The 25,748-nt window shown below is 62.5% G+C and carries 19 protein-coding genes; 6 read left to right on the top strand and 13 right to left on the bottom strand.

The window, feature by feature from the left end:
• Positions 1 to 7: 7 nt before the first annotated feature.
• Positions 8 to 3,460 carry a transcription-repair coupling factor gene (mfd, locus tag HMPREF1155_RS06145; RefSeq protein WP_009078635.1) on the bottom strand — a complete coding sequence of 1,151 codons (3,453 nt, stop codon included), beginning with the start codon at positions 3,458 to 3,460 and terminating at the stop codon, positions 8 to 10.
• Between the two features lie 159 nt (positions 3,461 to 3,619).
• On the opposite strand from mfd, the gene nth reads away from it, so the two are divergent.
• The gene (nth, locus tag HMPREF1155_RS06140; RefSeq protein ID WP_039993449.1) at positions 3,620 to 4,279 is read left to right on the top strand and encodes an endonuclease III; all 660 of its coding nucleotides are present in this window, start codon (positions 3,620 to 3,622) and stop codon (positions 4,277 to 4,279) included.
• A 12-nt stretch (positions 4,280 to 4,291) separates the two neighbouring features.
• On the opposite strand, the gene HMPREF1155_RS06135 is transcribed toward nth, so the two are convergent.
• From HMPREF1155_RS06135 to HMPREF1155_RS06095, 9 genes are all read right to left on the bottom strand, one after another.
• Positions 4,292 to 4,849, bottom strand: a complete 558-nt coding sequence (locus tag HMPREF1155_RS06135; protein ID WP_009078147.1) for a flavoprotein — start codon at positions 4,847 to 4,849, stop codon at positions 4,292 to 4,294.
• 20 nt (positions 4,850 to 4,869) lie between these two features.
• Entirely contained in the window at positions 4,870 to 8,145 is a 3,276-nt protein-coding gene (carB, locus tag HMPREF1155_RS06130) for a carbamoyl-phosphate synthase large subunit (protein ID WP_009078667.1), read from the bottom strand.
• Positions 8,138 to 9,526 (bottom strand): glutamine-hydrolyzing carbamoyl-phosphate synthase small subunit, encoded by a 1,389-nt coding sequence (gene carA, locus HMPREF1155_RS06125; protein WP_009078685.1) that lies wholly within the window; start codon positions 9,524 to 9,526, stop codon positions 8,138 to 8,140. Before carA ends, carB begins: the two co-directional genes overlap by 8 nt.
• A 242-nt stretch (positions 9,527 to 9,768) precedes the next feature.
• The gene (locus HMPREF1155_RS06120) at positions 9,769 to 10,107 is read right to left on the bottom strand and encodes an AzlD domain-containing protein (RefSeq protein ID WP_009078431.1); all 339 of its coding nucleotides are present in this window, start codon (positions 10,105 to 10,107) and stop codon (positions 9,769 to 9,771) included.
• A 2-nt stretch (positions 10,108 to 10,109) separates the two neighbouring features.
• Entirely contained in the window at positions 10,110 to 10,835 is a 726-nt protein-coding gene (locus tag HMPREF1155_RS06115) for an AzlC family ABC transporter permease (protein ID WP_009078569.1), read from the bottom strand.
• A gap of 120 nt (positions 10,836 to 10,955) precedes the next feature.
• Positions 10,956 to 12,014 (bottom strand): deoxyguanosinetriphosphate triphosphohydrolase, encoded by a 1,059-nt coding sequence (locus HMPREF1155_RS06110; RefSeq protein WP_009078690.1) that lies wholly within the window; start codon positions 12,012 to 12,014, stop codon positions 10,956 to 10,958.
• Between the two features lie 132 nt (positions 12,015 to 12,146).
• Positions 12,147 to 14,054 carry a carbohydrate-binding domain-containing protein gene (locus HMPREF1155_RS06105; RefSeq protein ID WP_009078286.1) on the bottom strand — a complete coding sequence of 636 codons (1,908 nt, stop codon included), beginning with the start codon at positions 14,052 to 14,054 and terminating at the stop codon, positions 12,147 to 12,149.
• Entirely contained in the window at positions 14,051 to 14,752 is a 702-nt protein-coding gene (locus tag HMPREF1155_RS06100; RefSeq protein WP_009078327.1) for a DUF4956 domain-containing protein, read from the bottom strand. The genes HMPREF1155_RS06105 and HMPREF1155_RS06100 overlap by 4 nt, the downstream gene beginning before the upstream one ends.
• 66 nt (positions 14,753 to 14,818) lie before the next feature.
• Positions 14,819 to 15,601: a polyphosphate polymerase domain-containing protein gene (locus HMPREF1155_RS06095; RefSeq protein WP_238319129.1), complete on the bottom strand. Its 783-nt coding sequence runs from the start codon at positions 15,599 to 15,601 to the stop codon at positions 14,819 to 14,821.
• Between the two features lie 148 nt (positions 15,602 to 15,749).
• Here HMPREF1155_RS06095 and HMPREF1155_RS06090 point away from each other — a divergent pair, with 148 nt between their 5' ends.
• Positions 15,750 to 16,442: a response regulator transcription factor gene (locus HMPREF1155_RS06090; RefSeq protein ID WP_009078745.1), complete on the top strand. Its 693-nt coding sequence runs from the start codon at positions 15,750 to 15,752 to the stop codon at positions 16,440 to 16,442.
• The gene (locus HMPREF1155_RS06085) at positions 16,426 to 17,757 is read left to right on the top strand and encodes a cell wall metabolism sensor histidine kinase WalK (protein ID WP_039993448.1); all 1,332 of its coding nucleotides are present in this window, start codon (positions 16,426 to 16,428) and stop codon (positions 17,755 to 17,757) included. Before HMPREF1155_RS06090 ends, HMPREF1155_RS06085 begins: the two co-directional genes overlap by 17 nt.
• Positions 17,758 to 17,814: 57 nt before the next feature.
• Here HMPREF1155_RS06085 and HMPREF1155_RS09040 read toward each other — a convergent pair whose 3' ends face one another.
• On the bottom strand, positions 17,815 to 18,780 hold the full coding sequence (locus tag HMPREF1155_RS09040; RefSeq protein ID WP_162130809.1) for a helix-turn-helix transcriptional regulator: 966 nt from the start codon (positions 18,778 to 18,780) through the stop codon (positions 17,815 to 17,817).
• A 339-nt stretch (positions 18,781 to 19,119) separates the two neighbouring features.
• Here HMPREF1155_RS09040 and HMPREF1155_RS09035 point away from each other — a divergent pair, with 339 nt between their 5' ends.
• Both HMPREF1155_RS09035 and HMPREF1155_RS06075 read left to right on the top strand, forming a co-directional pair.
• The gene (locus HMPREF1155_RS09035) at positions 19,120 to 19,335 is read left to right on the top strand and encodes a hypothetical protein (protein ID WP_162130808.1); all 216 of its coding nucleotides are present in this window, start codon (positions 19,120 to 19,122) and stop codon (positions 19,333 to 19,335) included.
• 218 nt (positions 19,336 to 19,553) lie between these two features.
• Positions 19,554 to 21,446 carry an FAD-dependent oxidoreductase gene (locus HMPREF1155_RS06075; RefSeq protein ID WP_009078337.1) on the top strand — a complete coding sequence of 631 codons (1,893 nt, stop codon included), beginning with the start codon at positions 19,554 to 19,556 and terminating at the stop codon, positions 21,444 to 21,446.
• Positions 21,447 to 21,587: 141 nt separating this feature from the next.
• Here HMPREF1155_RS06075 and HMPREF1155_RS06070 read toward each other — a convergent pair whose 3' ends face one another.
• The gene (locus HMPREF1155_RS06070) at positions 21,588 to 23,912 is read right to left on the bottom strand and encodes an ABC transporter permease (protein WP_009078214.1); all 2,325 of its coding nucleotides are present in this window, start codon (positions 23,910 to 23,912) and stop codon (positions 21,588 to 21,590) included.
• Positions 23,909 to 24,610, bottom strand: coding sequence for an ABC transporter ATP-binding protein (locus tag HMPREF1155_RS06065; RefSeq protein ID WP_202898213.1), 702 nt, complete (start codon positions 24,608 to 24,610; stop codon positions 23,909 to 23,911). The genes HMPREF1155_RS06070 and HMPREF1155_RS06065 overlap by 4 nt, the downstream gene beginning before the upstream one ends.
• 270 nt (positions 24,611 to 24,880) lie before the next feature.
• On the opposite strand from HMPREF1155_RS06065, the gene HMPREF1155_RS06060 reads away from it, so the two are divergent.
• Positions 24,881 to 25,450: a TetR/AcrR family transcriptional regulator gene (locus HMPREF1155_RS06060; protein WP_009078593.1), complete on the top strand. Its 570-nt coding sequence runs from the start codon at positions 24,881 to 24,883 to the stop codon at positions 25,448 to 25,450.
• Positions 25,451 to 25,748 lie beyond the last annotated feature (298 nt).

The following is a 25,748-nucleotide window of genomic DNA, read 5'->3' as shown; positions in this document are numbered from 1 at the left end:
CTCCTCCTTACGTCGTCTGCTCGAGGAATGCGGCGATCGCTGCAAGGAGCTGGGCGTCTCCCTCGGCATTGAAATACTTGACGGGCACGACCAGGCGCTTGGCCGCCGCGACGAAACGGCCGCCGTGGCGCCTGAGATCCTTCATCGTTTCGGGCGAAAGCGCGATGGGTTCCACGTTGAGCCTGCCTGCTACCACGTTCACGAGGCGCACGCCGTGCTCGCCGCACCAGGCGCGGATGCGGGCGCGCGTGATCAGGGCGAGGCATTCCTCGGGCATCTCGCCGTGAGCCTCCACGATGGCGGCCGCAAGGTCGTCCACGGCGCCTGGCGTGTCGGCGAATGCCGCGCGTCGGTACAAAAGCACGCGCTCGTCGGTGTCGGGCACATAGTCTTCCGAGATGAACGCGCTGCCGGGCACGTTGAGCGTGATGTCGGAAAGCGCTTGCGGCGCCCTATCGTCCAACGGCCTGCCCTCTCGGGCGTCGTTGAACGCGGTCGCGAGCATCTGGGCGAACAGATCGAAGCCGACGGCGCTCACCGACCCGCTCTGCTCCGCGCCCAGAAGGCTGCCGGCTCCCCGGATCTCGAGGTCGCGCATGGCGACCTGCATGCCGCTCCCGAGTTCGCGATGCTCGTCGATGGCTTGCAGGCGCGCGGTGGCCTCTTCGGTCAACGGAACCTCGCTCGGGAACATGAAATAGGCGTAGGCCTGCAGCGAGCTGCGCCCGACACGTCCTTTGAGCTGGTACATCTGCGCTAGCCCCAAACGCTGCGAATCTTCGATGACAAGCGTGTTGGTATGCGGGTTGTCGATGCCGCTTTCGATGATCGTCGTCGCAACGAGCACGTCTATGGCCCCCGCCGCGAAATCCTCCATGACGGCTTCGAGCTCTTCCTTGCCCATCTTGCCGTGGGCCGCGCCGATGCGCGCCTCGGGAGCCGCGTCCCGCACGCGATCGAGCGCGTCCTCGATCGTCCTCACGCGGTTCGACACGTAGTACACCTGGCCCCCGCGCTGCATCTCGCGCCTGATGGCGTCGGACACGATGTCGGGGTCCCACTCCCCCACGTGCACCTCGACCGGCCGGCGCTCGTCAGGCGGCGTGAGGATCAGGCTCGTATCGCGCACGCCCGACAGGCTCATCTGCAGCGTGCGCGGAATGGGCGTGGCGGAAAGCGTCAGCACATCGATATGCTCGCGCAGGTTCTTGAGCTGCTCCTTATGTCCCACGCCGAAGCGCTGCTCCTCGTCGATGATGACGAGTCCCAGATCACGTGGATTCACGTCGCGCGACAGCAGGCGATGCGTGCCCACGAGCACGTCGACGGTCCCGTCGGCGAATCCGGCAAGCGTTTCCTTCTGCTCGGCAGGCGTTCTGAAGCGCGAGAGCACCTCGACGCTCACATGGAACGGCTCGAAGCGGTCCTTGAACGTGGCGTAGTGCTGCTGCGCGAGGATGGTGGTCGGACAGAGCACCATGACCTGCTTGCCGTCCTGGACGGCTTTGAACGCCGCGCGCAGAGCGACCTCGGTCTTGCCGAATCCCACGTCGCCGCAGACCAGACGATCCATAGGCCGCGAAGACTGCATGTCGGCCTTGACCTCTGCGATGGCGGAAAGCTGGTCGGGCGTCTCGGCGTAGGGAAACGCGTCTTCCATCTCCTTCTGCCAGGGATTGTCGGGGGAATAGCGGAAGCCCGGCACGGACGAGCGGCGCGTATAGACGTCCACCAGGTCGAACGCGAGCTGCTTGGTGGATGCGCGCGCCTTGGACATCGCACGCGACCAGTCCGACGTGTTCAGGCGCGTCAGACGCGGGCTGCTGCCCTCGGGACCCACATAGCGCGTGATGCGGTCGAGCTGTTCGACGGGAACGAAGAGCTTGTCGTTCTCCGCATATTCGAGCTGCAGGTAGTCGCGCATCGTGCCGCCGACGTCCTGACGCACCAGACCGCGGAAGAACGCGACGCCATGGGCGGCGTGAACGACGTAATCGCCCGGATTGAACGGAAACGTGATCTCGGTCGCATCAACGCGACGGCGCCGCGCGACGGCGGATGCGCGGCCTTGGAGGTCGTGGATCGACACGATGGCGAGCTTGGACTTGGGAATGACCATGCCGAGCGGCACGTCCACGTCCACGACGTTCACCACGCCGCGTTTCAGAGGGTGCCGATCCCCTCCTGCCGCATCGAGCGCCTCGACGATAGGCAGCCCCGCATCGACGAACAGAAGCTTCATGTCCTGGCGGGCCCGATACTGCGGCACGCAGAAGGCCACGGTGTATCGCTGGTCGATGAGCGAGCGCAGCTTGGCGATCAGCTTGTCGCCGTCGCCGGCGACATCGGTGCGCTTGACCGGGAGCTCCTCGTCGAGCATGCCGCCGACACGCATGATGGACGCCAGGGTGAAGCGAGGCGCGGCGCCGAAATCGAGGTCGGACGCCTCGGCGTACAGCCCGGTCGCAGGGATATGGCTTCCTTGGGCGCGCCGGGCGGCATCGTCTGCGGCATGGGCCGCGTCATCGATCAGGCTGCGCGGCTCGCTGAGGACCACGAGCGCATCGGGACGCACGTAGGCGCCGAGCGTGTCGGTGCGCGCGTACAGATGAGGAAGCAACGCGTCGGCCCCTTCGAAATCGACGCCTTCTCCCAGCTTGTCGTAGAGGTCTCGCCACACGGGATCGGTGGCGGCCCGAGAGGCGACGGCATCCGACGCCCGTTTGACGGCGCGCGAGGACAGGCGGTATTCGCGCACGGGGAAGATGGAAAACGACGCGAGCGACGAGATGGATTGGCCGGTGCCCGGCACGACGCGGCGTATCTCGTCTATCTCGTCTCCGAAGAAATCGACGCGCACGGGAAACACCCCGGTGCCCGGGAAGACGTCCACGGTGCCGCCGCGCACGCAGAACGTGCCCGGCCCGTCGAGCTCTCCGGCATTCTCGAACCCGCGGGCGACGAGCGCATCGGCGAAGGCGGCGAAATCGAGCGCCTCCCCGGTCGAAGGATCGACGGGCTCGCGGCCCGGCGCAAGCTCGATCGGCGCGAAGACGCCCGCGTCGCTCGGCGGAAGGCGGCGCACCATGGACGCGGCGCTCGCTACCACGACGACGGGCTCGCCCGATGCAAGGGCCCATGCCGCCCGCGTGCGCAGGGCGACCGTCTTGGCATTCGCCTTCTTGGGCGCGAACGGATAATCCTCACGCAATGGGAAGCGCGCGACCGCGGCATCCCCGATGTAGGCGGAAAGGCTCGAGGCGAATGCGGATGCGCCTTCTTCGCCCGGAACGATGACGAGCATGCTCTGCGGCTTCATCGCATAGCGCGCGGCCACGATGAAAGGACGCGCGGATGCAGCGACGCCGAGGGCGGCGTCCTGCCCCGCATCGAGCTTTGCCGCGACGGCGGCGAGCGCGTCGGCGTCGAAGAGGGCTTTCGCAAGGGAATGGATCAGCATACGTTCGCTTTCGGTCTGAATGATGGCGCGCCTGAGGATGCGCCGCTGAGATTTTACGGAAGAATCGGCGGCGCGGACGTTGACAGCGCCCGTCCTTCTTCGAGAATACGTAGAAAGAACCGCGTCGGCATATCCGATCCGACGCCTGAGGGGGAACGCATGGCACGAGAGAACCTGACGGATAAGCGGGCGCGCGCCGCCGAGATCGAACGGCGCATGTTCGAGCGCTACGGCGAGGGCGCATGCTCGCTCGACCACATGGATCCGTTCACGCTTACCATCGCCGTCGTCCTCTCGGCGCAATGCACCGACGCCGCCGTCAACAAGGTGACGCCGATCCTGTTCGCCGAATTCCCCGATGCCTACGCATTGGCGAACGCCCCGCTCGCCCGCATCGAAGAGATCATCCATCCGCTCGGGTTCTTCCGCACCAAGGCCAAGAAGATCATCGGGTGCGCGCAGACCGTGGTCTCCGACTTCGGCGGCGTCGTGCCGCGCACGATGGATGAGCTGACACGCCTTCCGGGCGTCGGCCGCAAGACCGCGAACGTCGTCATGGCGCAGGCGTTTCGCGATGCCCAAGGCATCGCCGTGGACACGCACGTCTTCCGCATCGCGCATCGGCTCGGATTCGCCACCCGCAACGACGACACGCCCGAGAAGGTCGAATCGAAGCTCCTGCGCATCTATCCGAAACCCGACTGGCTCTTCATCAACCATCAGTGGGTCCACTTCGGCCGCGAGTTCTGCCAGGCGCGGAATCCTCGATGCGCGGAATGCTTCGTGGCGGACGTCTGCCCGTTTCCTGCGAAGCGATAGGGCGACGGACGGCTAGCGCCGAGGCGCGTCCAGAACCGCCAGGACCGCAGCGACCATGTCGTCGACAGGAGCGAGCGGTCCGCGGCCGATATCGCCCGATGCGAGACGCCCCTTCCCCGGACCGACAAGCCGCACGCCGCGTGCGGCAAGCGTGCCCAGATTCTTCTCGACCGACGGATTGCGGTACATATCCGCATGCATGGCGGGACAGACGATGATCGGACACGTCGTCGCGAGCAGCGTGGATGAGACCATGTCGTCGGCGATGCCGCATGCCATCTTCGCGATGACGTCGGCGGTCGCAGGCGCCACGATCGCCGCCTCGGCCTCTTGCGCGAAGACGATATGCTTGATCGATGCGTCGTCGCTGTAATCGAACGTATCAGAATAGACCTTCTTGCCGGTCAGGGCTTCGAACGTGAGCGGCCCCACGAACTTCGTCGCTTCAGGCGTCATGATGACGCGCACCGAGCAGCCGCGTCCCACGAGCGCCGAGACGGCTTCGCACGCCTTATAGGCGGCGATGCCCGCGCTCACGGCGACGAGCACGCGTCTTCCTTCGTAATCCACAGATCCGCTCCCTTCTTCGCTCAGCGCCTCATCGTGACATCATAGACCTCCAGGTCTTGCAGCGCACGGATGGAAAACCCGTCGGGAGCGTCGGCCGCGGCCTCGAGCGCCGCGACGAACGCGCTCGCGCCGGAGAGGGCCGTGACGCATGTGACCCCGTGCTTGACCGCCTCGGTGCGCAGCGCATAGCCGTCGGAGCGCGTCGTACGGCCGAAGGGCGTGTTCACCATGAAGGACACCTCGCCTGCCGCCAAGGCGTCGCCGATGTTCGGATGCGCCTCGGAGATCTTACGCAGCGTCTCGCAGGCGACGTTGCCGCCCCGCAACGCTCGGGCCGTCCCTTCGGTCGCCGCTATCCTGAAGCCGAGTCGCTGAATGGCCCGCGCGATCGGCAGGATATGCCGCTTGTCGCGGTCGCATACGGAAATGAACGCGGTTCCGGAACGCGGAAGAGCGTACGCGATGGCGATCTGCGTTTTCGCGAATGCCTCAGGGTACGTGTCGGCGATGCCCATGACCTCGCCGGTGGATTTCATCTCAGGTCCGAGCACGATGTCGGCACCAGGGAAGCGTCCCCACGGCATGACGGCCTCCTTGACGCAGAAGTGCTTCAGGCGTCGATCGTCGGGCGGAAGCCCCAGATCGGCGATCTTCCACCCCGCCATGACGAGCGCGGCGCACTTCGCAAGAGGCACGCCCGTCGCCTTCGATACGAACGGCACCGTGCGGCTTGCGCGCGGATTGGCCTCGATGACATGGATCGTATCGCCCTTCACGGCGTACTGCACGTTGATGAGGCCGCGCACGCCCAGCTCGAGCGCAAGCGTGCGCGTGAGGTCGCGCAGCCGGCCCACCACGCGATCCGAGAAGGAGAACGGCGGGATGCACGATGCGGAATCTCCCGAATGGATGCCTGCTTCCTCGATATGCTCGAGGACGCCGCCGATGTAGACCTCCTGTCCGTCGCACAGCGCGTCGACGTCGCATTCGCAGGCATCTTCAAGGAATCTGTCCAGATAGACCGGATGCTCTGGCGAAATGCGCACGGCTTGGTCCATATAGTCGGATAAGGACGCGGCGTCGTAGGAGATGACCATGCCTCGACCGCCGAGCACGTAGCTCGGACGCACGAGCAATGGAAACCCGATGCGCCGCGCCACCGTGCGAGCCTCGTCGAGACTCGACGCCATGCCGGCATCCGGATAGGCCGCGCCGATGCGATCGAGCACGGCCGCGAAACGTTCGCGATCCTCGGCCAAGTCGATCGCCTCGGGCTGCGTGCCCATGATGCGCACGCCCGACTCGGCAAGCATGCGCGCGAGCTTGAGCGGGGTCTGGCCTCCGAGCGTCACGACGACGCCCGCGGGTTGCTCGACGTCTACGATATCCATGACATCCTCGTAGGTGAGAGGCTCGAAGTACAGGCGGTCGGACGTGTCGTAGTCGGTCGAGACCGTTTCGGGGTTGCAGTTGACCATGACGGTCTCGAAACCCGCGTCGTGCAGCGCATAGGCCGCATGCACGCAGCAGTAGTCGAACTCGATGCCCTGGCCGATGCGGTTCGGACCGGCGCCGAGAATCATCGCGCGCGGGCGGTCGCACGGCGCGATCTCGGGATCGTCCTGGCGCGCGACGCAGGCGCCAGGGCTCAGATAAGGCTCTTCGTAGGTCTTGTAGTGGTATTCGGTGCGTCCTTCGAACTCGGCCGCGCAGGTATCCACGGTCTTGAACGTCGGCGTGACGCCCAAGCCTTTGCGAAACGCCCGAACGATCCGTTCCTCCGACCCGGTCAGCTGCGCGATCTGCGCATCGGAAAGCCCCAGGCGCTTGACGGCGCGCATCGTGCGGGCATCGAACTCCTCGAGACGACGCCCGTCGACGACGCGTGCGGCCCTCATCACGTCACGGATGCGCGAGAGGAACCAGGGGTCGATCCCGCAGGCGTCGTGCACGTCCGCCACCGTCCATCCGCGACGAAGCGCCTCGGCGACGTAGAAGATGCGGTCTTCGGTCGGACGGCCGACGAATTCGGCGAAGCGGCTCTCGTCGAAGGCATCCGCACCATCGACGCCCATGCCCGCACGGCCGTTCTCAAGCGAGCGCATGGCCTTGCCGAACGCCTCCTCGAAGCTGCGCCCGATCGCCATGATCTCGCCGACCGCCTTCATGCGGGTGGAAAGCGTGGTGTCGGCACCCTTGAACTTCTCGAAGGCGAAACGGGGCGCCTTCACGACGCAGTAGTCGATCGACGGCTCGAAGCAGGCGGGCGTCGCCTTCGTGATGTCGTTCATGATCTCGTCGAGCGTGTATCCGACCGCCAGCCGCGCCGCCGCCTTCGCGATAGGAAAGCCCGTCGCCTTCGATGCGAGCGCGCTTGAACGGGACACACGCGGGTTCATCTCGATCACGATGAGGCGTCCGTCCGTCGGATTGACGGCGAACTGCACGTTCGAGCCGCCGGTCTCGACGCCGACGCGCTCGAGGATGGCAAGCGATGCGGCGCGCATGCGCTGGTACTCGATGTCGGACAGCGTCTGGGCGGGAGCGACGGTGATCGAGTCGCCCGTATGCACGCCCATAGGATCGAGGTTCTCGATAGAGCACACGATAATGCCGTTGCCGGCCGTATCGCGCATGACCTCCATCTCGTATTCCTTCCACCCCTCGATGCTCTCTTCGACGAGCACCTCGCCTGTGGGCGAAAGCTCGAGGCCCTGCGAGACGATGTCACGCAGCTCGTTCGCATCGTGAGCGATGCCGCCGCCCGCGCCGCCGAGCGTGAACGAGGGACGGAGCACCACGGGATATCCGATCGATTCGGCAAGGGCGAGCGCATCGTCGAGCGCATAGGCATAGCCGCTTCGAGCGATTTCGACGCCGATATCGGCCATAGCCTCGGCGAAGAGCTTACGATCCTCGCCGGTTTCGATGGCGGGAAGGTCGCAGCCGATGAGTTCGACGCCGAAGCGCTCGAGCACGCCGGATCTCGCGAGCGACACCGCGGCGTTCAACGCCGTCTGCCCCCCTATCGTGGCCAGGAGCGCGTCGGGACGCTCCGCCTCGATGATCCTCTCGATGAATTCCGGCGTGATGGGCTCGACATAGGTGCGGTCCACGAGCGCAGGGTCGGTCATGATGGTGGCGGGATTCGAATTCACGAGGACGACCTTATAGCCCTCGTCCTTGAGCACCTTGCATGCCTGCGTTCCCGAATAATCGAATTCGCAGGCCTGGCCTATGACGATCGGACCCGATCCGATGACGAGGATTTTGGAGATGTCGGTGCGTTTAGGCATGGAAAGCCTCCGTATCCTGAGTAAACGACCATTCGCCTAGGCGGTCGGCGGCGCTGTCGATACCGAGATAGGCCTCGTCGCCGTCCATAAGGCGCATGAAGGCCGTGAACAGGTAGTGCGCATCGGTCGGCCCGGGCGACGCCTCGGGATGGTATTGGACGCTGAAGCAGGGATGATCGAGCATCGCGATGCCTTCGCAGGTACCGTCGTTGAGGTTGACGTGCGTCAGGCGGATGCGCCCGAAGCGCTCGTTCTCGACGACGGGCGCGATACGGCGACGCGACCAGAAGCGCAGATCGCCTACATGGTCGGACGCACCGCCCGAAAGCTCGGGCACAAGCGGGCCGAGCGAAGGGAACACGAGGCCGAACCCATGGTTCTGCGCCGTGATCTCGACACGTCCGGTCACGAGGTTCATCACCGGGTGGTTGCCGCCGCGATGTCCGAACTTGAGCTTTTCCATCGCAGCGCCCGCTGCGAGCGACACCATCTGATGCCCGAGGCAGATGCCGAAGACGGGAACCCTGCCGATAAGGCGTTCGACCTGGATGTAGGTTTCCTTGACCGCATCCGGGTCGCCAGGCCCGTTGCTGAGGAATACGCCGTCGGGCTTCATGGCTGCAACGTCATCGGCCGGCATATCCCACGGCACGACCGTCACCTCGCATCCGGCGCGCGCAAGCCCTTCGAGGATGGAACGTTTGACGCCGCAGTGGTAGGCGACGACGCGATGGCGCGCAGGAGAAGCCAAAGCCTGGGCGAACGCATGCGCGCGAACGTCGGGAGCGAAGCGGCGGGGCGTCTCGCAGCTCGCCGAGCGCACGAGGTTTTCACCTGCGATCGAGGGTGCGGCCTGCGCCTTGGCGCGCAACGATTCAGGATTGAGATCCGTCGTCGAGATGACGGCCGCCTGGGCGCCTGTCGAGCGGATGCGGCGCACGAGCGCGCGCGTATCGATGCCTTCGACGCCGATGACCCCTTCGATGCGCAGATATTCGCCCAAGGACAGATCGCTTCGCCAATTCGAGGGTTCGACGCACAGGTCGGCGACGACGAGTCCGCGCAAGGCAGGATGCGCGGCCTGCGCATCGGCGAGCGCGACGCCGTAGTTCCCGATCTGAGGATAGGTGAGCGCAACGATCTGCCCGGCATAGGATGGGTCGGTGATGATCTCGAGATAGCCTTCGAGCGAGGTATTGAAGCATATCTCTCCGAGCGCCTCGCCCGACGCGCCGCATGCGCGGCCGAAAAAGACGGTGCCGTCGGCAAGCGCGAGAGCCGCAGGACGCATCCTGCCCTTGGATGTAGCCTCCTCGAGAGCGCGCGCAAGATCTGCAGACGATTCGGGTGCGACGGTATGGCGGTAGGATAGGGTATCCACGTGTTTCTCCTTTTCGGTCTCTCGGTACCGGCTTAAAGGATGCATGCGCCAGATGCGGCGCACATCTTCTGGGAAGCCGCATGGCGAAAGTATAGGAACGTATTCTTTCCGTCGTGTTACCTATGAATAGAAAAACGATAAGAACAGATTTTCAAGGGAGAATATGCAAAATTCCGCATATAGCACGGAAGAATATGCAAGGTACAACGCGCGAAGGGGTGCAAGGCGAGGCGGAAGAGCGCTTAGAGCAGGGCCGCCGGAACGGAAGAGAGGGCGGCAAGCGCGCCCACGCCGACGACGATGCACCAGGCCATGGATTTCGTCTTGATGCCGACGACCGCGACGATGGCCGCAGCGATGAGCGGGGCTATCCACGTCCATGCGTCGCCAACGAACAAATCAGGTTTGAACAGGTCGTTCGCAACAAGTGCAGCAAAGGCGGCGGGCGGGATGAACCCGAGGGCCGTCACGAAGCCCGGCGGCAGCTCCTTGCCTTTGAGCGCGAATACCGGTGCGACGCGGCAAAGGATCATCGTCGCGGCGCACAGCACGAGTATGACGAGGAAGTCGGATACGGGCACGCCTATCCCCCCATCCTGATGTCGGTCGCGCCGGAAGCGCCGGAAGGCCCGCGCGTCGTGCGACGGGAGAAGACGACCGCGGCGGCGACGCCGATGAGGGCGCCGGCGAGGATGGCCGGACCCGCAAGGCCGACCGATTTGCACAGCACGACGCCCGCAACGGCCCCGCCGATGGCCACGAAGTTCTCGGGCGAAGCCTTCTGCATGGAAAGCAAGCAGATGAACAGCGAGGTCATGGCGAACGAGGCAAGCGCGGTCGGAACCGAGATCGCGGCGCCCACGACGGCGCCAGCGACATTGGAGAGGATCCAAGAGCTCTGGGAAAGCACGTTCACACGCAGCGCATCGGAGACGCTCCAGCCGCCGTTCATGAAACGCGCGAGGTTCACGCCGAAGCTTTCGTCGGTGACGGTTGCGCCGAACAGGCAGGCAAGGCGTTTCGACGCCGCATCGCAGAACTGCGAGAGCGACGCGCCGTACAAGGTCTGCCTCGAGTTGACGAGCGATACGCTGAGCACGATGGCGCCGATGGGGCTGCCGGCGAGCCACATGTTCGGAATCATGTACTGCCCTGCTCCCGAGTAGAACAGGATGCTCATGGCGGCGACCATCCATACGTCCATGCCGGCCGCGACGCCCAGAATGCCGCAGGGCAGGCCCAGCACGACGTACCCGGCCATGATGGGCCAGGCTGCCTTGAACGGATCTTTCCAGGAATCAAGCGTCATGAGGCGAGATTATAGCCTTCTTGCAGGCCGTTCGAAACACCGGGCCGTCTCCATGGAAAAACGCCCGCATCTGCTCGAAAGAATGAAGGCCGTGCCCCCGCCTGTGCGTGCGGGGCATTGCTACGGACGTCGCGCGAACGGGATGCGGCTGCGCGGGATGAAGAGCTCTTCGAAGACGCCGCGGGCATACCGGTCGGTCATGCTCGCCACATAGTCGGTCGCGGCGCGCACATCGTCGTTCGGCGATATCGCACGGTATTCCGACGGCACGTCCTCGATATGCGCGACGAAGTATTCGAAGAGCTCGGAGAGGACATGGACGGCCTTGTCGACCTGCGCCATAACCGAAGGGGCGGTGTAGACGGCCTGGAACAGGAACGTGCGCAGCTCGTTCATGGCGGCCCCGACGTCGTCGCTCAGGCGGATGTCGCCCTCGTGCGCCGAGGTCTCGACCATATTGACGACGAGCGTCTCGATACGGCTCGAGTGATCGCACCCGAGCAAGGCATGCGTACGCTCCGGAAGCTCCGATTCCTTGAGAATGCCTGCCCTGATCGCATCGTCGATATCATGGTTCACGTAGGCGATGCGATCGGCGATGGCGACGACGCGGCCTTCAAGCGTCTTCGCGCGCAGCTTCCCCGTATGGCGCACGATGCCGTCGCACACCTCCGCCGTGAGGTTCAGGCCGCGACCGCCGCCCTCGATGACCTCGAGGACGCGCAGGCTCTGCTCGTTGTGGCGGAAGAGACCGGGCACGCGCGCATCATCCGACGCCATGCCCCTATGACGTGCGATGCACGCGCGCAAAGCGCGCTCCCCCGCGTGGCCGAACGGCGTATGCCCCAGGTCGTGGCCAAGCGAGATGGCTTCGGCCAGATCCTCGTTCAGTCCGAGCGCCCGCGCGATCGTGCGCGCGACCTGGGCCACTTCGAGCGTATGCGTGAGGCGCGTACGGAAATGGTCGCCCTCGACGGCGATGAAGACCTGCGTCTTATGCGATAGGCGCCGAAAGCTCTTGGTATGGAGGATCTTGTCGCGGTCGCGCTGGAATTCGGTGCGCAGGCGATCGGGGGCGGCGGGCGCATCGCGTCCTTCGCTTCGCGCGGCCCGCGCAGCATCCGCGGACAGGGCGCCGCCCTCCCGATCTTCCAGGTCCTCGCGTGTCACGATGCGCATTCCGGCCTCCTTCGCCATGCGATGCCGTTTCCCTTGGAGTGTAGCAAAAGCGCGTAGACGAGAAGGAGGGCGAAACGCATCCGCCCTCCTTCCGCAACTCCTTCGATGGCCGGCTGTCGGGAAACGTCGTCGCTACGGCGTCGGCCCGCCCCCTCCTCCAGGCCGATCGCCGGCGGAACCGCCGTCCGGCATGCCGCCGCCCATGCCGGACGGCACCGTCGTCGACGCCGAAGCCGTGACGTCCGTCGCCGTGCCGCCCGAAAGAACCCCGCCCGACGTGACGGCGGCCGCAAGGCTTGACAACGATGATGCGCCGCTCGCCTCGCCTCCGACGACGATGCAGGCCTCGGAGCCTTCGTCCAGCTTGTCGGATGCGGCGATGACGGACTGGAACGCCTTATCGGAGGCAAGCGATGCAAGAACGTTTCCCTCCGCGTCGACGAGAGAGACCGCGTCTCCCGCGTCGCCGTCGACATCGGCTGCGGCCCAGGCACCCGAAGCGCCGGAGAACCCCTGCGCCATGCCCGAACTGCCGACTGCGAGCACGGTTCCGCCTTCGTACGTGCCTGCAAGAGAGTAATCGAGCGCTCCGTTGCCGCCGTCCTCGGGGCCGGACACGACCGTCGTCCCGCCGCCTATGAAGAGATTGCCGTTGCTGTCGAGGCCGTCGCCTGCGGCGTTCACGTAGAGGAAGCCGCCCGAAATGTCGATCAGGCAGGATGCATCGGAATCCTCCATGCCGCCCGGAAAACCTCCTGCCGACGCCATGCCTCCTCCGCCGAGATGGATCTCTTCGGCATCGGAGGGCGAGGCCGGATCATAGGCGGCCGTGCGCGAGGATCCATCCTTCTCAGCCTCGGGCGTCGAAGCGTTCAGGCCGTCGTCGCTCGATGTGACGGCCGTTTCCCCGCCATGCACGTAGATGGCCTGGGCTTCAAGCCCTTCTTCGCTTCGATCCACATCGTTTCGACCCGCGGCGACTTCGAGCACGTATTCGCCATGCACGCCGTCATCGCCTGCGGAAATCATGAGCGTGCTTCCCGCGAGGGCGACGTCCCCGTCGCTATGGATGCCGTCGTCTTCGGCCGTGACGGACACGGATCCCCCGCCGAGGCGAACGTAGTGCGCGGCCTGGATGCCGTCGTCTGCAGCGTCTATCGACAGCGTTCCGCCGTCGATGCTTACGAACCCGCGCCCTTCGTCCTCGTCGTTGCTGGATTTAATTCCATCGGCGCCGGCTTCGACCGTCAGATCGCCATCGGCTATCTTGACGCAATCCTTGCCTGAAAGGCCGTCGTCCGCCGCGGCCACGGCATACGTGCCGCCCGTTACGACAAGGCCGTCGGTCGAATGAATGCCCTTGCCGTAAGGCGCGCTCACATCGAGCGCGCCCGTTCCGTTCAAGGTGAGGTCGGCCGTGCTGTACAGGGCGGCGTCGGCCTCGTCTTCCACGCTCGCTCCGGAGGCCACGACGTTCGAGGTTCCTTCGGCAAGCGTGATGACGCATTGTTCGGCTGATTCGACGGAGATCGCCGGCGCCGCTTCGTTTTCAATGCGCACGCCCGCAAGCACGATCCGGACCTTCGCCGCATCGGCGTCGGCGGCCACGACGATCTGGGCATCGGACGCGGAGCCCGACACGATATAGGTTCCTTCGCCGGATATGGTCACGACCGATCCGTCCGCCGTCGCTCCCGTCCCGTCGACCGCCGCCGATTCCTCGGAGAACGCGATCTTCGTCGACGACGCCTCATCGTATGAAGCATCCAGGTCGTGATCGGAATACTCGAGATCGTACGGGCTTTGGTCCACGTATTCGACCGAAGCGGCCGCCGTCGCCTGGGACGCGACGTCATCCGTCGAGGTCGAGGCGGCTCCTGAAACCTCCTGCGGGCTTCCCGAGGTCGTGCATCCTGCAAGCATGCCCGCGCATGCGACGATCGCGACGGCCGATGCGAAGCGCGAAGAGAACACATAGGCGGCATGCGCGCCGCTCATCCTGCGCGCGAACGTCTCAACGAGAGGAAATCGATTCGTCATGGATAGAGCGCCTCCCTCTGGGCCGCCGCGGCTCCGAGCGTGATCTTGAGGTTGCCGTTCAGGCACCGCAGCTCGTCTATGAGCTTCTTCTCAAGGCCGCGTTCGCGCAACGTGATGTCGTAGCGCAGCTGAAACAGGCTGCCCATGTTCGTGGTCTGGATGGATGAAAGCTCGAAGCTCGACGCATACCTCTCGATGGGCTCGTCGAAGACGCCGTCGAATTCGAGGTCCTCGGGAACGCTGATCGTGAGCGTCTTGCGGGAAGCCGGCGTCGCGCCGAATCCGGAGCGCACGTATACGATGTTCACGATGCCAACGATCACGGCGAACAGCACGGCGAGCCCGATGAAGCCCATGCCCGTCGCCAGACCGACCGCCATCGCAAGGAACACGCTTCCGATCTCTTTGGCCGTGTCGGGAATGGAGCGGAACCTCACGAGGTTGAACACGCCCATGACCGCGACGCCGACGCCCAGATTGCCGTTGACGAGCATGATGACCATCTGCACGATCAAGGGCAGCAAAGCGAGCGTGACCACGAAGCTTTTCGAGTAATCCGTCTTGTACCGGTAGATGAGGGCGCAGACGAGCCCGAGGATTATGGATGTCGCGCAGCACGCGAGAAACGAGGCCGCCGTCACGCTCGCGGCGGTCGATTCGGCGGTGCCGAGTATCGAGGAGAATACGAGATCTTGCACGAGAGGTCCTTTCAACAGAACGGTTCACCGAGCACGATGCGGGTTCCGCGTTGCGCGGCCGGCGGGTCATGCGGCAGGTGCATTCGACGGAAGGCGCCCTTCCGCTCCCATGCCCTTGATGCACCGATAGGCTTCACCGTACTTCGAAAACGAGGTCGGATAGGCCTCGACGGCGTCGAGCGCGCGCACGAGCCAAAGCGGGTACGATCCTGTGACCTTGATCTCCATGATCGCTTCGCCGGAGTTCAGAAGCTCGGTCCAACCTGCATCGAGCATCCTTGAATCGCGATAGAAGATGGAACGGTCGAATGTGATGCGGACCGCCGGCTCCTCATCCGTCTCCGCCGAGGCCAGGGCGATGCGGTCGACGGCGATGTCCATCGAGGGCGTCAGGACGTCCCATCGATCCATGAACGCCTCTATCTCGTGCGCGATCTGCGTCGATCGGATCGTAGGTTCGATATCCCGCGCGCTTTCGTCGCCACGGGCGCACGCTAACGCCTCGTCGTACGGCAAGCCGCCGAGAAAGCGTTCGGCCGAACGGGGCGTCATCGCGATGCGCCGCTTGTAGACGATGCCCTTGAACTTCTTCTTGAGCTCGACGAACGCGCGATCGGCATCGGTTCCGTACGTCCGGACCCGCAGCTTCTCCTTGTACAAGGGCTTTTCAAGGGAACGTGCGATGAGGCTTCTTTCCTCGGTATCGAAATACCTGCTCGTCACCAAGGAGCGTCCGAAGGAATCCTCCTGCATGCGCTCGCCGAAGGCTGCACGCAGCATGCGGTACTGACGGCGCGAGATACGATACTTGACTTCCTTGCGTTCGAAGACATCGGCAAACGCGTTCATGGCATCCTCCTGGTTCTCGTGATGGACGCATCGTACGAACGCAGCCTGAAAGGCATCTGAAAGTCTTTCGAGGCTTTTCAGATTCGCTTCAGCGTTGCGCATACAATGGGAGCCATACGATTTCGAACCTCGTGACAAGGAGCGACACATGCAGGCATTGATCGTCGAGGACGATGTCAGGCTCGCCTCCGCCCTCGCCCGCATACTGAATGAGAACGGGTATGTCGCCGATGTCGTGCACGACGGGCAGGACGGCTACGATTACGCGAGCTCCGGCATCTACGACGTCGTCATCCTCGACGTGATGCTGCCGCGCAAGAACGGATGCCGGGTGGTCGAGGAGCTTCGACGAGCGCGCATCGACACGCCCGTGCTCATGCTTACCGCCCGCAGCGAGATACCCGACAAGATCGAGGGCCTCGATTCAGGCGCCGACGACTACATGACCAAGCCCTTCTCCCCCGCCGAGCTGCTTGCCCATCTGCGTGCGCTCACGCGGCGTCAAGGCCAGGTCGTCTTCGAGCGCATCGAGGCCGGCGACCTCTCGCTCAATATCGAGAGCCGAGATCTGAGCTGCAACGGCAAGTCCATCGCGTTGAGCTTCAAGGAATTCGAGCTCGCGCGCATTCTGTTTTCGAATCCCGGCCAGATCGTGTCCAAGGACACGCTGATATCGAAGGTCTGGGGCGTCGAATCCACTGCGGTCGACAACAACGTCGAGGCGTACGTATCGTTCCTCCGCAAGAAGATCCGCTTTCTGAGCTCAGGCGTCTCGATCGACACGATCCGCAAAGCGGGATACCGCGTGAACCTGGGAGACGACGATGCTCGATCGGCTTAGGGCTCAGTTCATCGTCATCACGATGGCGCTCGTCACGACCGTCGTCATAGCTTCGTTCGCAGGAATCGTCGCGATCGAATACCAGCATGGCATCAAAGCCGTGCACGAGGCCCTCGATGCGGGAATCGGGCATGATGCCCAAGCACAGGACAAGGACGGCGAGAGAAAGCCCCCCGACGACGATCGCGACGATGCCGAGGACCGCGATGACGAGCATGGCGATCGGGACGAAGAAGGCTACCTGCCGCCTCGCATCGGCGGGCCGGCGCGCCAAGGAGGCTTCATTCCCGTCGCTGTATACGCCATCTCGAACGACGGAACCGCGACCATGGTATCGTCGCGCACGAATGCGAGCATAGACGAAAGCATCGAATCGGAGGTGTGCAAGACGGTGCTGTCCTCTTCGGACGGGTACGGCTCGCTTCCCGTCGAAGGGCTGTACTACAAGAAGATGACGACGGAAGACGGCGCCCTCGTCGCGTTCGCGGACATGGCGAGCGCCTCCGGGTGGCGGCGCACCGCGGCCACCATGTCCATCATAGGCGTCGCAGCCCTAGGAGCCTTGCTCGTCATCACGGTCTTCCTTGCCCGATGGGCCCTGCGCCCGGTCGAGAAGGCCTGGCGCGCGCAGAAGCAGTTCGTCGCCGATGCATCGCATGAGCTGAAGACCCCATTGACCGTCATGCTCGCCAACACCTCGATTCTGCTGAGGCATCCCGATCATACGATCGCCGAGGAAAGCCAGTGGCTTGAAAGCACGCGAATCGAAGGCGAGCGCATGCAAAGCCTGGTCGGCGATATGCTCACGCTCGCAAAGGTCGAGTCTTCCGGTGCCGTCCCCTTATGCGGACCCGTCGATATAAGCGAGATGACCGACGGCCTGATATTGCAGTTCGAATCGATCGCATTCGAACGCTCCATCGATCTGACGTGCGATATCGAAGGAGATATCGTCGTTTCCGGCGATGCCGGAAAGCTCGAGAAGATGGTCGCGACGCTTTTGGAGAATGCCTGCAAGTACGCAGGCGCCGACGGGCAGGTGCATGTCGTGCTCGCCCGCTCCGCGCGAAGCGGACTGGCGACGCTTTCGATCCGCAACTCGGGCGACGCCATCCCTGCGGCCGATCTCCCGCATATCTTCGACCGATTCTATCGGTCGAACGAGGCTCGCACGCACACCGACGATGACATGAGCTTCGGACTGGGACTCGCCATCGCGCGTTCGATCGCCCGTGCGCACCACGGAGACATCAAGGCGGAAAGCACCGCGGCGGACGGCACGGTCTTCACCGTCACGCTGCCTTTGAGGAAATAGAGACCACGAAACGAAAGGCCTGTTCAAAATTTGACCGACGAGCGATCCTTCTTGCAATCATCGCTCGTGCAAAGACAGGTCCTCTCCATCGACGACCGATAAGAGCTGTTGCTGCGTGTGCACGCCCAGCTTCCGGTAAATGCTCTTGCGATGGGTCGTGACCGTGCTTTTGGCGATCGTCAATCGTTCAGCGACGTACGCCGCATCTCTTCCCCGTGCAAAAAACGCAAGAACTTCCGCTTCGCGCGGGGAAAGCTCGAAGCGCCGCGCCACCTCTTCACAACGGCGCTCGAGCGTCGCCCTCTCGAGCTTGAGCACATGCGGCATCATACGCTCAAGCATGGACTCCGGAAATACGAACGCATAGGCGATTCCTACAGCCATAAGGCAGAGCAAGACGATGAAACCTTCGAGACGAGCGTTTGACGATCCGAGCGCGATCGCGCACGCGAAACCGACCAGCTGCCCGAGAAACATGCTGCCGAGCACTTCGCCTGCGGACTGCCGTGCATTAAGAGGAGCAACGGCCGATATACCGAGCGCAAGGATTATCAGCACGGGAACCATCAGGGAAAATGCAATGTACATGCCGATGTAGGACGCAACGTGCCACGACCTCGCGATTCCAATGGATCCAATGCATGCAAGGCAGATGACGAAAAACGTCCGGTAGAAGAGATCGACACGATAGCCCTCCATGCTGTTCATAATGCGAATGATCATGGCGAACACGGCGAACACGGCAACCATGACGAAGAAGAAGAGCATGGAGAACGCCGCCGGATCGAGCGGCACATCAATGCCGTGCACGAAATACGTGATGAGGAACTGAACGATGGTCGAAAGAATGAAGGCTGCCGCAACCATGCGAAAAAGACGCACGGCAGTGCGAGCGTTGACGGGCGTCCCATGCTCCTCAGCATCAGAGCCGCACGAGCGTGCCACGGAAATGATGGAAACGAAGAGCAGGATCGCAACGAACACAGGGCGCACGATCAACGGCATGACGGGGATAACGATCATAACCGCCCATTGAAGGCTGAATGTGGGCATCAAGGCAACGAGCGTCTGTCTGAGATCAAGCTCGGCGAATATGCCGCAGAAGCGTAGGAGCATCCATGCGCATGCTGCACCGCAGCATGCTCCGCATGCGAAAGACAGCCAAGGCGGCATGGATTCGGCACATAGAACCCCAAGAGCAGCTCCAAGCGTCCCGACTATCCCGAAGACGCCTGCGGTATACAAGGCAGGTCGGCCCTCAAGCGCGCAAGACGCCATAGGTCTATCGGCGTAGCGCGAGACAAGAACCGATGTTGCGCAGCCGAGCGCACCGAAAAGCGCAAAACCGACGAAAAACGGATCATGGACGATACCGCCGCCGTACATGACATCATCACGGAGGACGCCCTCGAAACAGAGAAGCGCCTCCATCCATGCAAGAAGCGCGGTAATGCCCACGATCGGCACGGCATGTTCACGAAACGTCATCCTTATCTCAGGGAAAAAAGCGTCGCCTCGTGGGAATCTCGTCCATCCGATTCCATTGTCCGCCATCGTCCGCATTTCCTTTCGTCATGAGATAGGACCTAGTGTAGCACGCATTTTTTACGGCAATGCTCCTGGTGGAATGCCTCTACCCTTCTCAAGGGTAGAGGCATTCCACCCCTTTTACCCCTCTCAAGGGGTTTTCGAGCATCCTGTGCAATGCGACAGTCGAATACGCCGACCGAGGCGAGCAATGCCAGCGCTCGCTCGAACATGGCAACGGCATCAAGATTATGAAGGAGGAATGCAGCATGAAAGATCAAGAAGGATTCTTGAAGGCGCTTTCCGGAGTTCGCGGCCGCATCGATTTCTCGCGTCGCGACTTCATCAAAGGGGCGGGCGTCATAGCCGCAGGAGCCACATCGATGAGCATCGTCGGATGCGCGCCGAAGGACTCCGCAGAACGCGTACGCGCGAATCAATCGGCTGCCGCATCCGCAACGGAAGCAGGAATGACGTTCTCTGGAAATGCCGGCAAAACCATGGGCGAGGTCATGGGCGCAGGCTGGCTCGGAAACGAACCCGACATCGCGCAAAACGATATCGCTGAAACCGTGGCATGCGACATCGTGATCTGCGGTGCCGGCCATGCAGGCACCGCATGCGCGCGCAAAGCAGCCGAGAAGGGCGCGAACGTCATAGTCGTGGAAATGCAGGCCGAAGATACGTTCTCTGTACTCGGAAACGACATCGGACACCTCAACTCATCCTGGCAGGTCGACTCGATCGGCATTCCCGCATACGATCCCGTGGACTTCATGAACGAGTACCAGATCTGCTGCGCAGGCCGTGCGCAACCGACATTGATAAGCAAGTTCGCGAATCGCTCCGGCGAGGCGTTCGACTGGTTCATTGACGGCTACACCGCTGACGAAGTCTCTGGACTTAAGGCCCCGAACTGGCCTGTTCCTGAAGGATATACCTATAAGAAGGGCATGTTCCATTCCTACGTAGGTACCTGCAACTTCGAATCCGGAAGCGTGTCGCTGCAAGATGCGTTGCTGCGTTCCCAACAGAAGGCCAAGGACGCCGGTGCGACGTTCCGTTTCGCGACGACCGCCGTCAAGCTCGTCCACGACGATGGCAACACTGTGGTCACAGGCGTTGTCTGCCAGAACGCCGACGGCAGCTATGTCGAATTCGACGCCAAGGCCGTCGTTCTCGCATGCGGCGATATCGGAAGCAATTCTCCGATGTACAACGCCATCTGCGCCGAAAACTACGCATTGGGAGAATACGCCGACTGCCAGTCGTTCTCGGGACGCGATGGCTCAGGTATCGCGATGGCCATGCGCATGGGCGCAAAGGTCGAAATCGCAACCGGAGGTGACATGGGAAGCCATGCCTCGATGATCCTCTCACCCATGGAAGCGGCCGAGACCATCTGGCTCGACCGTGCCGGAAAGCGGTTCTGCAACGAAGCGTTGGGCGGGCCTCTCCTCTCGGGATGCGCAGGGGCGCGGCAACCGGGTCAGGTCTTCTACAGCATCTGGGACGGGGATTGGAAAGAGGTGCTGCTTAACCAGATCGCAGGACACCTCTGCCTCAAGTACTGGGACGACGAAACGATCGCGAATATCGCCACCTATATGAACGATGCCGAGACGGCAGGCTCCGAAGGTTCCGACGCTTCAGGAAAATATCTCTTCTGCGCCGATACCCTCGATGAGCTCTTCGACTACATGGGTCTCGACGATGCGGCGAAGCGCAACGCGCTCGCCGCGATCGAGACCTGGAACGCGGCCGCCGCAGCAGGCCGAGACGATGAATTCGGACGCGATCCCGATATGCTCTGGCCGATCGTCACCCCGCCGTTCTACGGATTCGCCGCAAGCAAGCACGTCGGGGGCGGATCGCTCGTCTCCACATCCGGCCTCCTCGTAACCGGCGATCAGCAGGTGCAAGGTGTGGGCTTCGAGCCGATTCGCGGTCTCTACGCGACGGGCAACACCTCGGGAGGCCGCTTCCCCATGGGCTACAACGGCATCATGAACGGAGTGTCCATCGGCATGTGCTTGACGCTTGGCATGTGCCTGGGCGAATTCCTTGCGACCGGCGATCTTGAAGAAGCAACGGCGGCAGGTAGCGCAAGCGCTGCCCCTAAGCAATCCGACAAGGGCATGGGTCCCGGCGGCCCGATGTAAGCCGGCATCCGTTTTCCCATCCCGATCCCGGTCTCCGGCAGGACGCAGGCGACATCAGGACGAGAAGTCTCTCCCAGCATAGGGGCGTGTGCACGCGATCGCAGCGCACACGCCCCTCGATACCGGAATGCGATCCATCCCTCACTCCATGGTTTTGAACGCCTCCACCATATCGATCCTTCTGATCCTGCGGCATACAAGCCAGCTGATGAAGAACGAGAACGCCATGACGCACGCAAGGGCGAGGACGTAGTGGCCAGGCTCGATATACGGCACCCATTCGACGCCCTCCATGGAGACGGTTCTCACGTAGACGCGGAGGAAAGCCAGGCTCAGAGGTACGCCCAGGACGAGCCCCGAAACCACGTTGAGCAGCGTCTCTCTCAGCACGATGCCGTCGATCTCGCGATCGAGGAACCCCAGCACCCTCATGGCGGCGTATTCGCGAACCCTTTCAATGTATGACAGGATTCCCAGGTTGTAGAGCACCACGGCGCTGAGGACGAACGATGCGAGCATGAGGATGTACATGATCGAGCGAACGCTGCCCATCATCTCGTCGACGTTGGAGCGCTGGTGCTCGACGGACACCACGTCGCGTACATAGCCAAGGCTCCCCGCCTTCTTACGTGCCTCTTCGCTTCCGAGATAGATCGTATTCGGAATGAAGTCATCCACACGGTCGGAGCTGATGAACACGCCCTGGGGAACTCTCGCATCGACGATCGCCTCGATGATCACGTCCGTGTTTTCGGAAGCGTCATCCAGGCGGTACGACACCGTATCTCCGACGGTGACGCCGAGATCTTCGGCTGCCTTCCTCGACATTGCCGCCGAAACCGATGAGAGGTCCACTTCGCTGCCGTCATGCGCCGAGAAGAGGTGCAGCTGCTCTCCTTCGTCCAAGACGGTGAGAACGCCATCCATTTCCGCTTCTCCGCATGCGAGAGTCGCCGAGGCCACCTGCGAGAGCTGATACGGCTCGTCCCCGAGATCTTCCGCAACCGCTTTGGAAGAGATTCCTGCGAGGTTGCCGGCGTAACGGTAGCTGTACTCATGGTCGAAAACCTCGTCGTACGATGAGTTCAAAGAATCCCATACGCCTATGCCGGCAACCATGAGCATCAGACTGCCCGCAACCGAGATGACAGCCATCGCGAAGCGTACCGGATGGGCCGCGACGCTCCGACGCATCCAGAGGGTCCCATACGACATCTTGGAGCGCGCGTGCTTTCGCAAGCTTGCACGCTCCTCCTCCACGTGCCCCCTGATCGTCTGGGCGGGAGCATGACGGACGATTCTGCGTGCCGTCATGATGGCGGAAACGGTGCAGACTGCAAGGATGACGACGATGAGGACCGCGGTGTCGGGACCGATGATCCTATCCCATGACGGGAGCGTCAAGGTGGATTGCTTTATGGCCATCACCAAAGGTGCGACCACGACCAGCCCGAGCACGAGACCGAACGCGCTTCCCAGGAGCGCGACCAGCGTTCCGAACATTCCGTAATGAAGGTAGATGCTACCCCGCCCGTACCCCAGCGATCGCAGGGTTCCTATCTGCACGACCTGATTCCCGACAAGCCTGCTCATGGTCGTGTGCATGGAGAGCAGAGAGAGCAGCAGGAAGACCAGGGAGAACAGGGCCGCCATCTTCTGAATCTGTTCCATTTCCGAGTTCACCTGGTCGATAGTCGCCTTGTCCTCGCGCAGCTGCACGGAGCGCAGGGTATCCCCGAATATACCCTCGAGATCTTCCCTGAGTTCATCGCGAACGAGGTTCGTCCGAGCTGTCCCGTCGACGAAGCGAAGCCGCAGCTGGTTATAGGGAACCGCCCCGTAGATGTCTTCGGCGCACCCCTCGGTCATGTACGCATAGCAATTGTCGACGTGATCCGGCACCGTATCGACGTGGGAGGTGATGAAGTACAGGTATTCGGGATCGAGCACCGTACCCTTGACCTCAAGGGTTCTTACCGCCACGCCGAAATCGAGAGTCACGAGGTCGCCGACAGAGACGCTATGCGCGTTCGCATAGTCCTCGTCTATCCAGATACCTCCGTCCCCGCGCTCGAACGCATCTTGTCCAAGGGGCTCGCCCGAGCGCACGAGCGGGCTCATGACCTCAAGCGTGGCGTCATCGAAGGTGTTCACGTAAAAGGCGTTTTTCTCATCGGCCGCACCGCCCTCGGCACGAACGAGCAACGATCCGGCGGCCTTGCTCACGGAGGGAAGCCGTCGGACCTCTTCGATGGAATCCTCGGGAAAAGCCTCGCCTGCAGCGTAGGCATCGGCCAGATTGGTCTGTTCCGCATATGCCGCATAGGATCTGGCCATGCCGGTCCACACCGCGCTCATGCCCGAGTAGATGGTCACCGACACCGCTACCATCATGAATACCGAGAAGAACTGCGGGAGCAATGCCGCGAAGTCCCTGCGGAACTTCTTATTCAGATACCTCATCATAGAGCGACCTCTTCCATGGGAACGGGAGCATCGTTGTCAAGGACCGAATCTATACGACCGTCCTTGAGGCGGATGAGGCGATGTGCGGCCGGAGCAACGGCCGCGTTATGAGTGACGAGGACCACCGCGCTCCCGAAACGCGATGCCATGGACGGAAGCAGCGCGAGCACCCTCTTGCTCGTCACGCTATCGAGTGCGGCAGTGGGTTCGTCGCAGAGCAGCAGCTGCGGATTCTTGACAAGCGCACGGGCGATGGACACGCGCTGCAACTCGCCGCCCGAGAGCTGCGAAGGAAGATTGTTCGCGCGCGTCGAAAGACCTACCGCTTCCAGCGCCTCGTCCGCCGTCAACGGAGACTCCGTGAGCACGGACGCCATATCGACGTTCTCATATGCAGTCAACGTGGGGATGAGGTTATAGAACTGGAAGACGAAACCTATGTCGTGACGGCGATACAGGGTGAGCTCGCGCTCCGACAGATCGGATACCGCCCTCCCACCGACCCGAATCGTCCCTGCAGTCGGTCGATCCATGCCGCCGAGCAGATTGAGCAGCGTCGACTTGCCTGAACCCGAAGGCCCGAGCACCACCGTAAACGCACCCTTCTCAATATCCAGATCGACATCGTCAAGCGCCTTGATGCGGATGTTCCCGGAGCGATATTCGCGCGTGACATTCCTAAAGCTGATGTATCCCATGGTTGCTCCCTCCCGTCCATTTCCCAGGAGACGAAGCTCCCTGCGCACCTCGTCTCGCATACGTGAGTTCCTACAACATGAGTATTTACTCGTGTTTAAATCAAGGTAGCATCGTGCATATCGGCAGTCAACGAGTTTATGAGCTTTTACTCATGTTTTTTGCTGGGGTATCATGACGAAAAGAAGGCACGACGCTCGGATTGCGAAGTCGGAAAGGACAGAGAGGCAATGACCCAACCCCGCGTTCCCAGGCAAAAACGGAGCACGCAGATGAAAGAGCGGGTGGCGCAAGCTGCGCTCGAATTGTTCTCCGAATCGGGGTATTACAACGTCACCACCAACGATATAGCCAGACATGCCGGGGTATCGATCGGAACGCTGTACAGCTACTACGAAGATAAGAGGGACATCTACAGGGATCTTGTCGATAAGCTCTACCGCAATGTGCTCGACCGCATGGTGCCCGAAGAGGTCACGCCCGATAACTCGCCGTTCGATCTTATCCGCAAGTACGTGACCATAGTGCTCGAAAGCCACGCCTACATGACGGACTTCCAGAAGCAGATAACCGCCCTTTCCTATCAGGACGAGGAATTCCGCAAGCTCGAGGAGGCGGGACGCTCGTTCGCCTCCGAGAAGATAGAGGAACTCATCATGAACTACGGGGAATACCTGCAGGTGGATGACCTCGAAACCACATCGTTCATTGTGCGAACCACGCTCGAGGCCATTATCCATGAGCACATGTTCTTTCCCAACGACCTCGATACGCAGCGCGTGATAGACGAGACGTCCAAGGTCATCTACCGCTATCTCTTCTGCGACGCGCCCGCATCATGACATGCACCGTCCGGAACGCTCAGCGACACATATCATGCTCGTCGCGTGATTCGTGCGGCACCCGAAGCCTCTCCGCTCTCAAGGCAGTCGACGCCTGAGGATTCCATCATGCCGGTGAAAACCGCTGGGCGACCATCGCCCTTCAGGCCGCACCGGCGGTCGGCACGGATCGGAATCGGCGTCGTGGAACTTCCTGCATGTCGATCTCGCGGCTGATGATTGAGGTTTTCGAATGGAACTATAGAGCATCCCGAAACGAAGAAAGGAGCCCGAAGGCTCCTTTCTTTTGCGCCGCTTG

Origin of the sequence: Slackia sp. CM382, from assembly GCF_000293015.1 — a bacterium.
Lineage (GTDB): Bacteria > Actinomycetota > Coriobacteriia > Coriobacteriales > Eggerthellaceae > Slackia > Slackia exigua.
The sequence above is the reverse complement of the archived record's forward strand: the minus strand, read 5'-3'. Positions and strand labels throughout refer to the sequence as shown.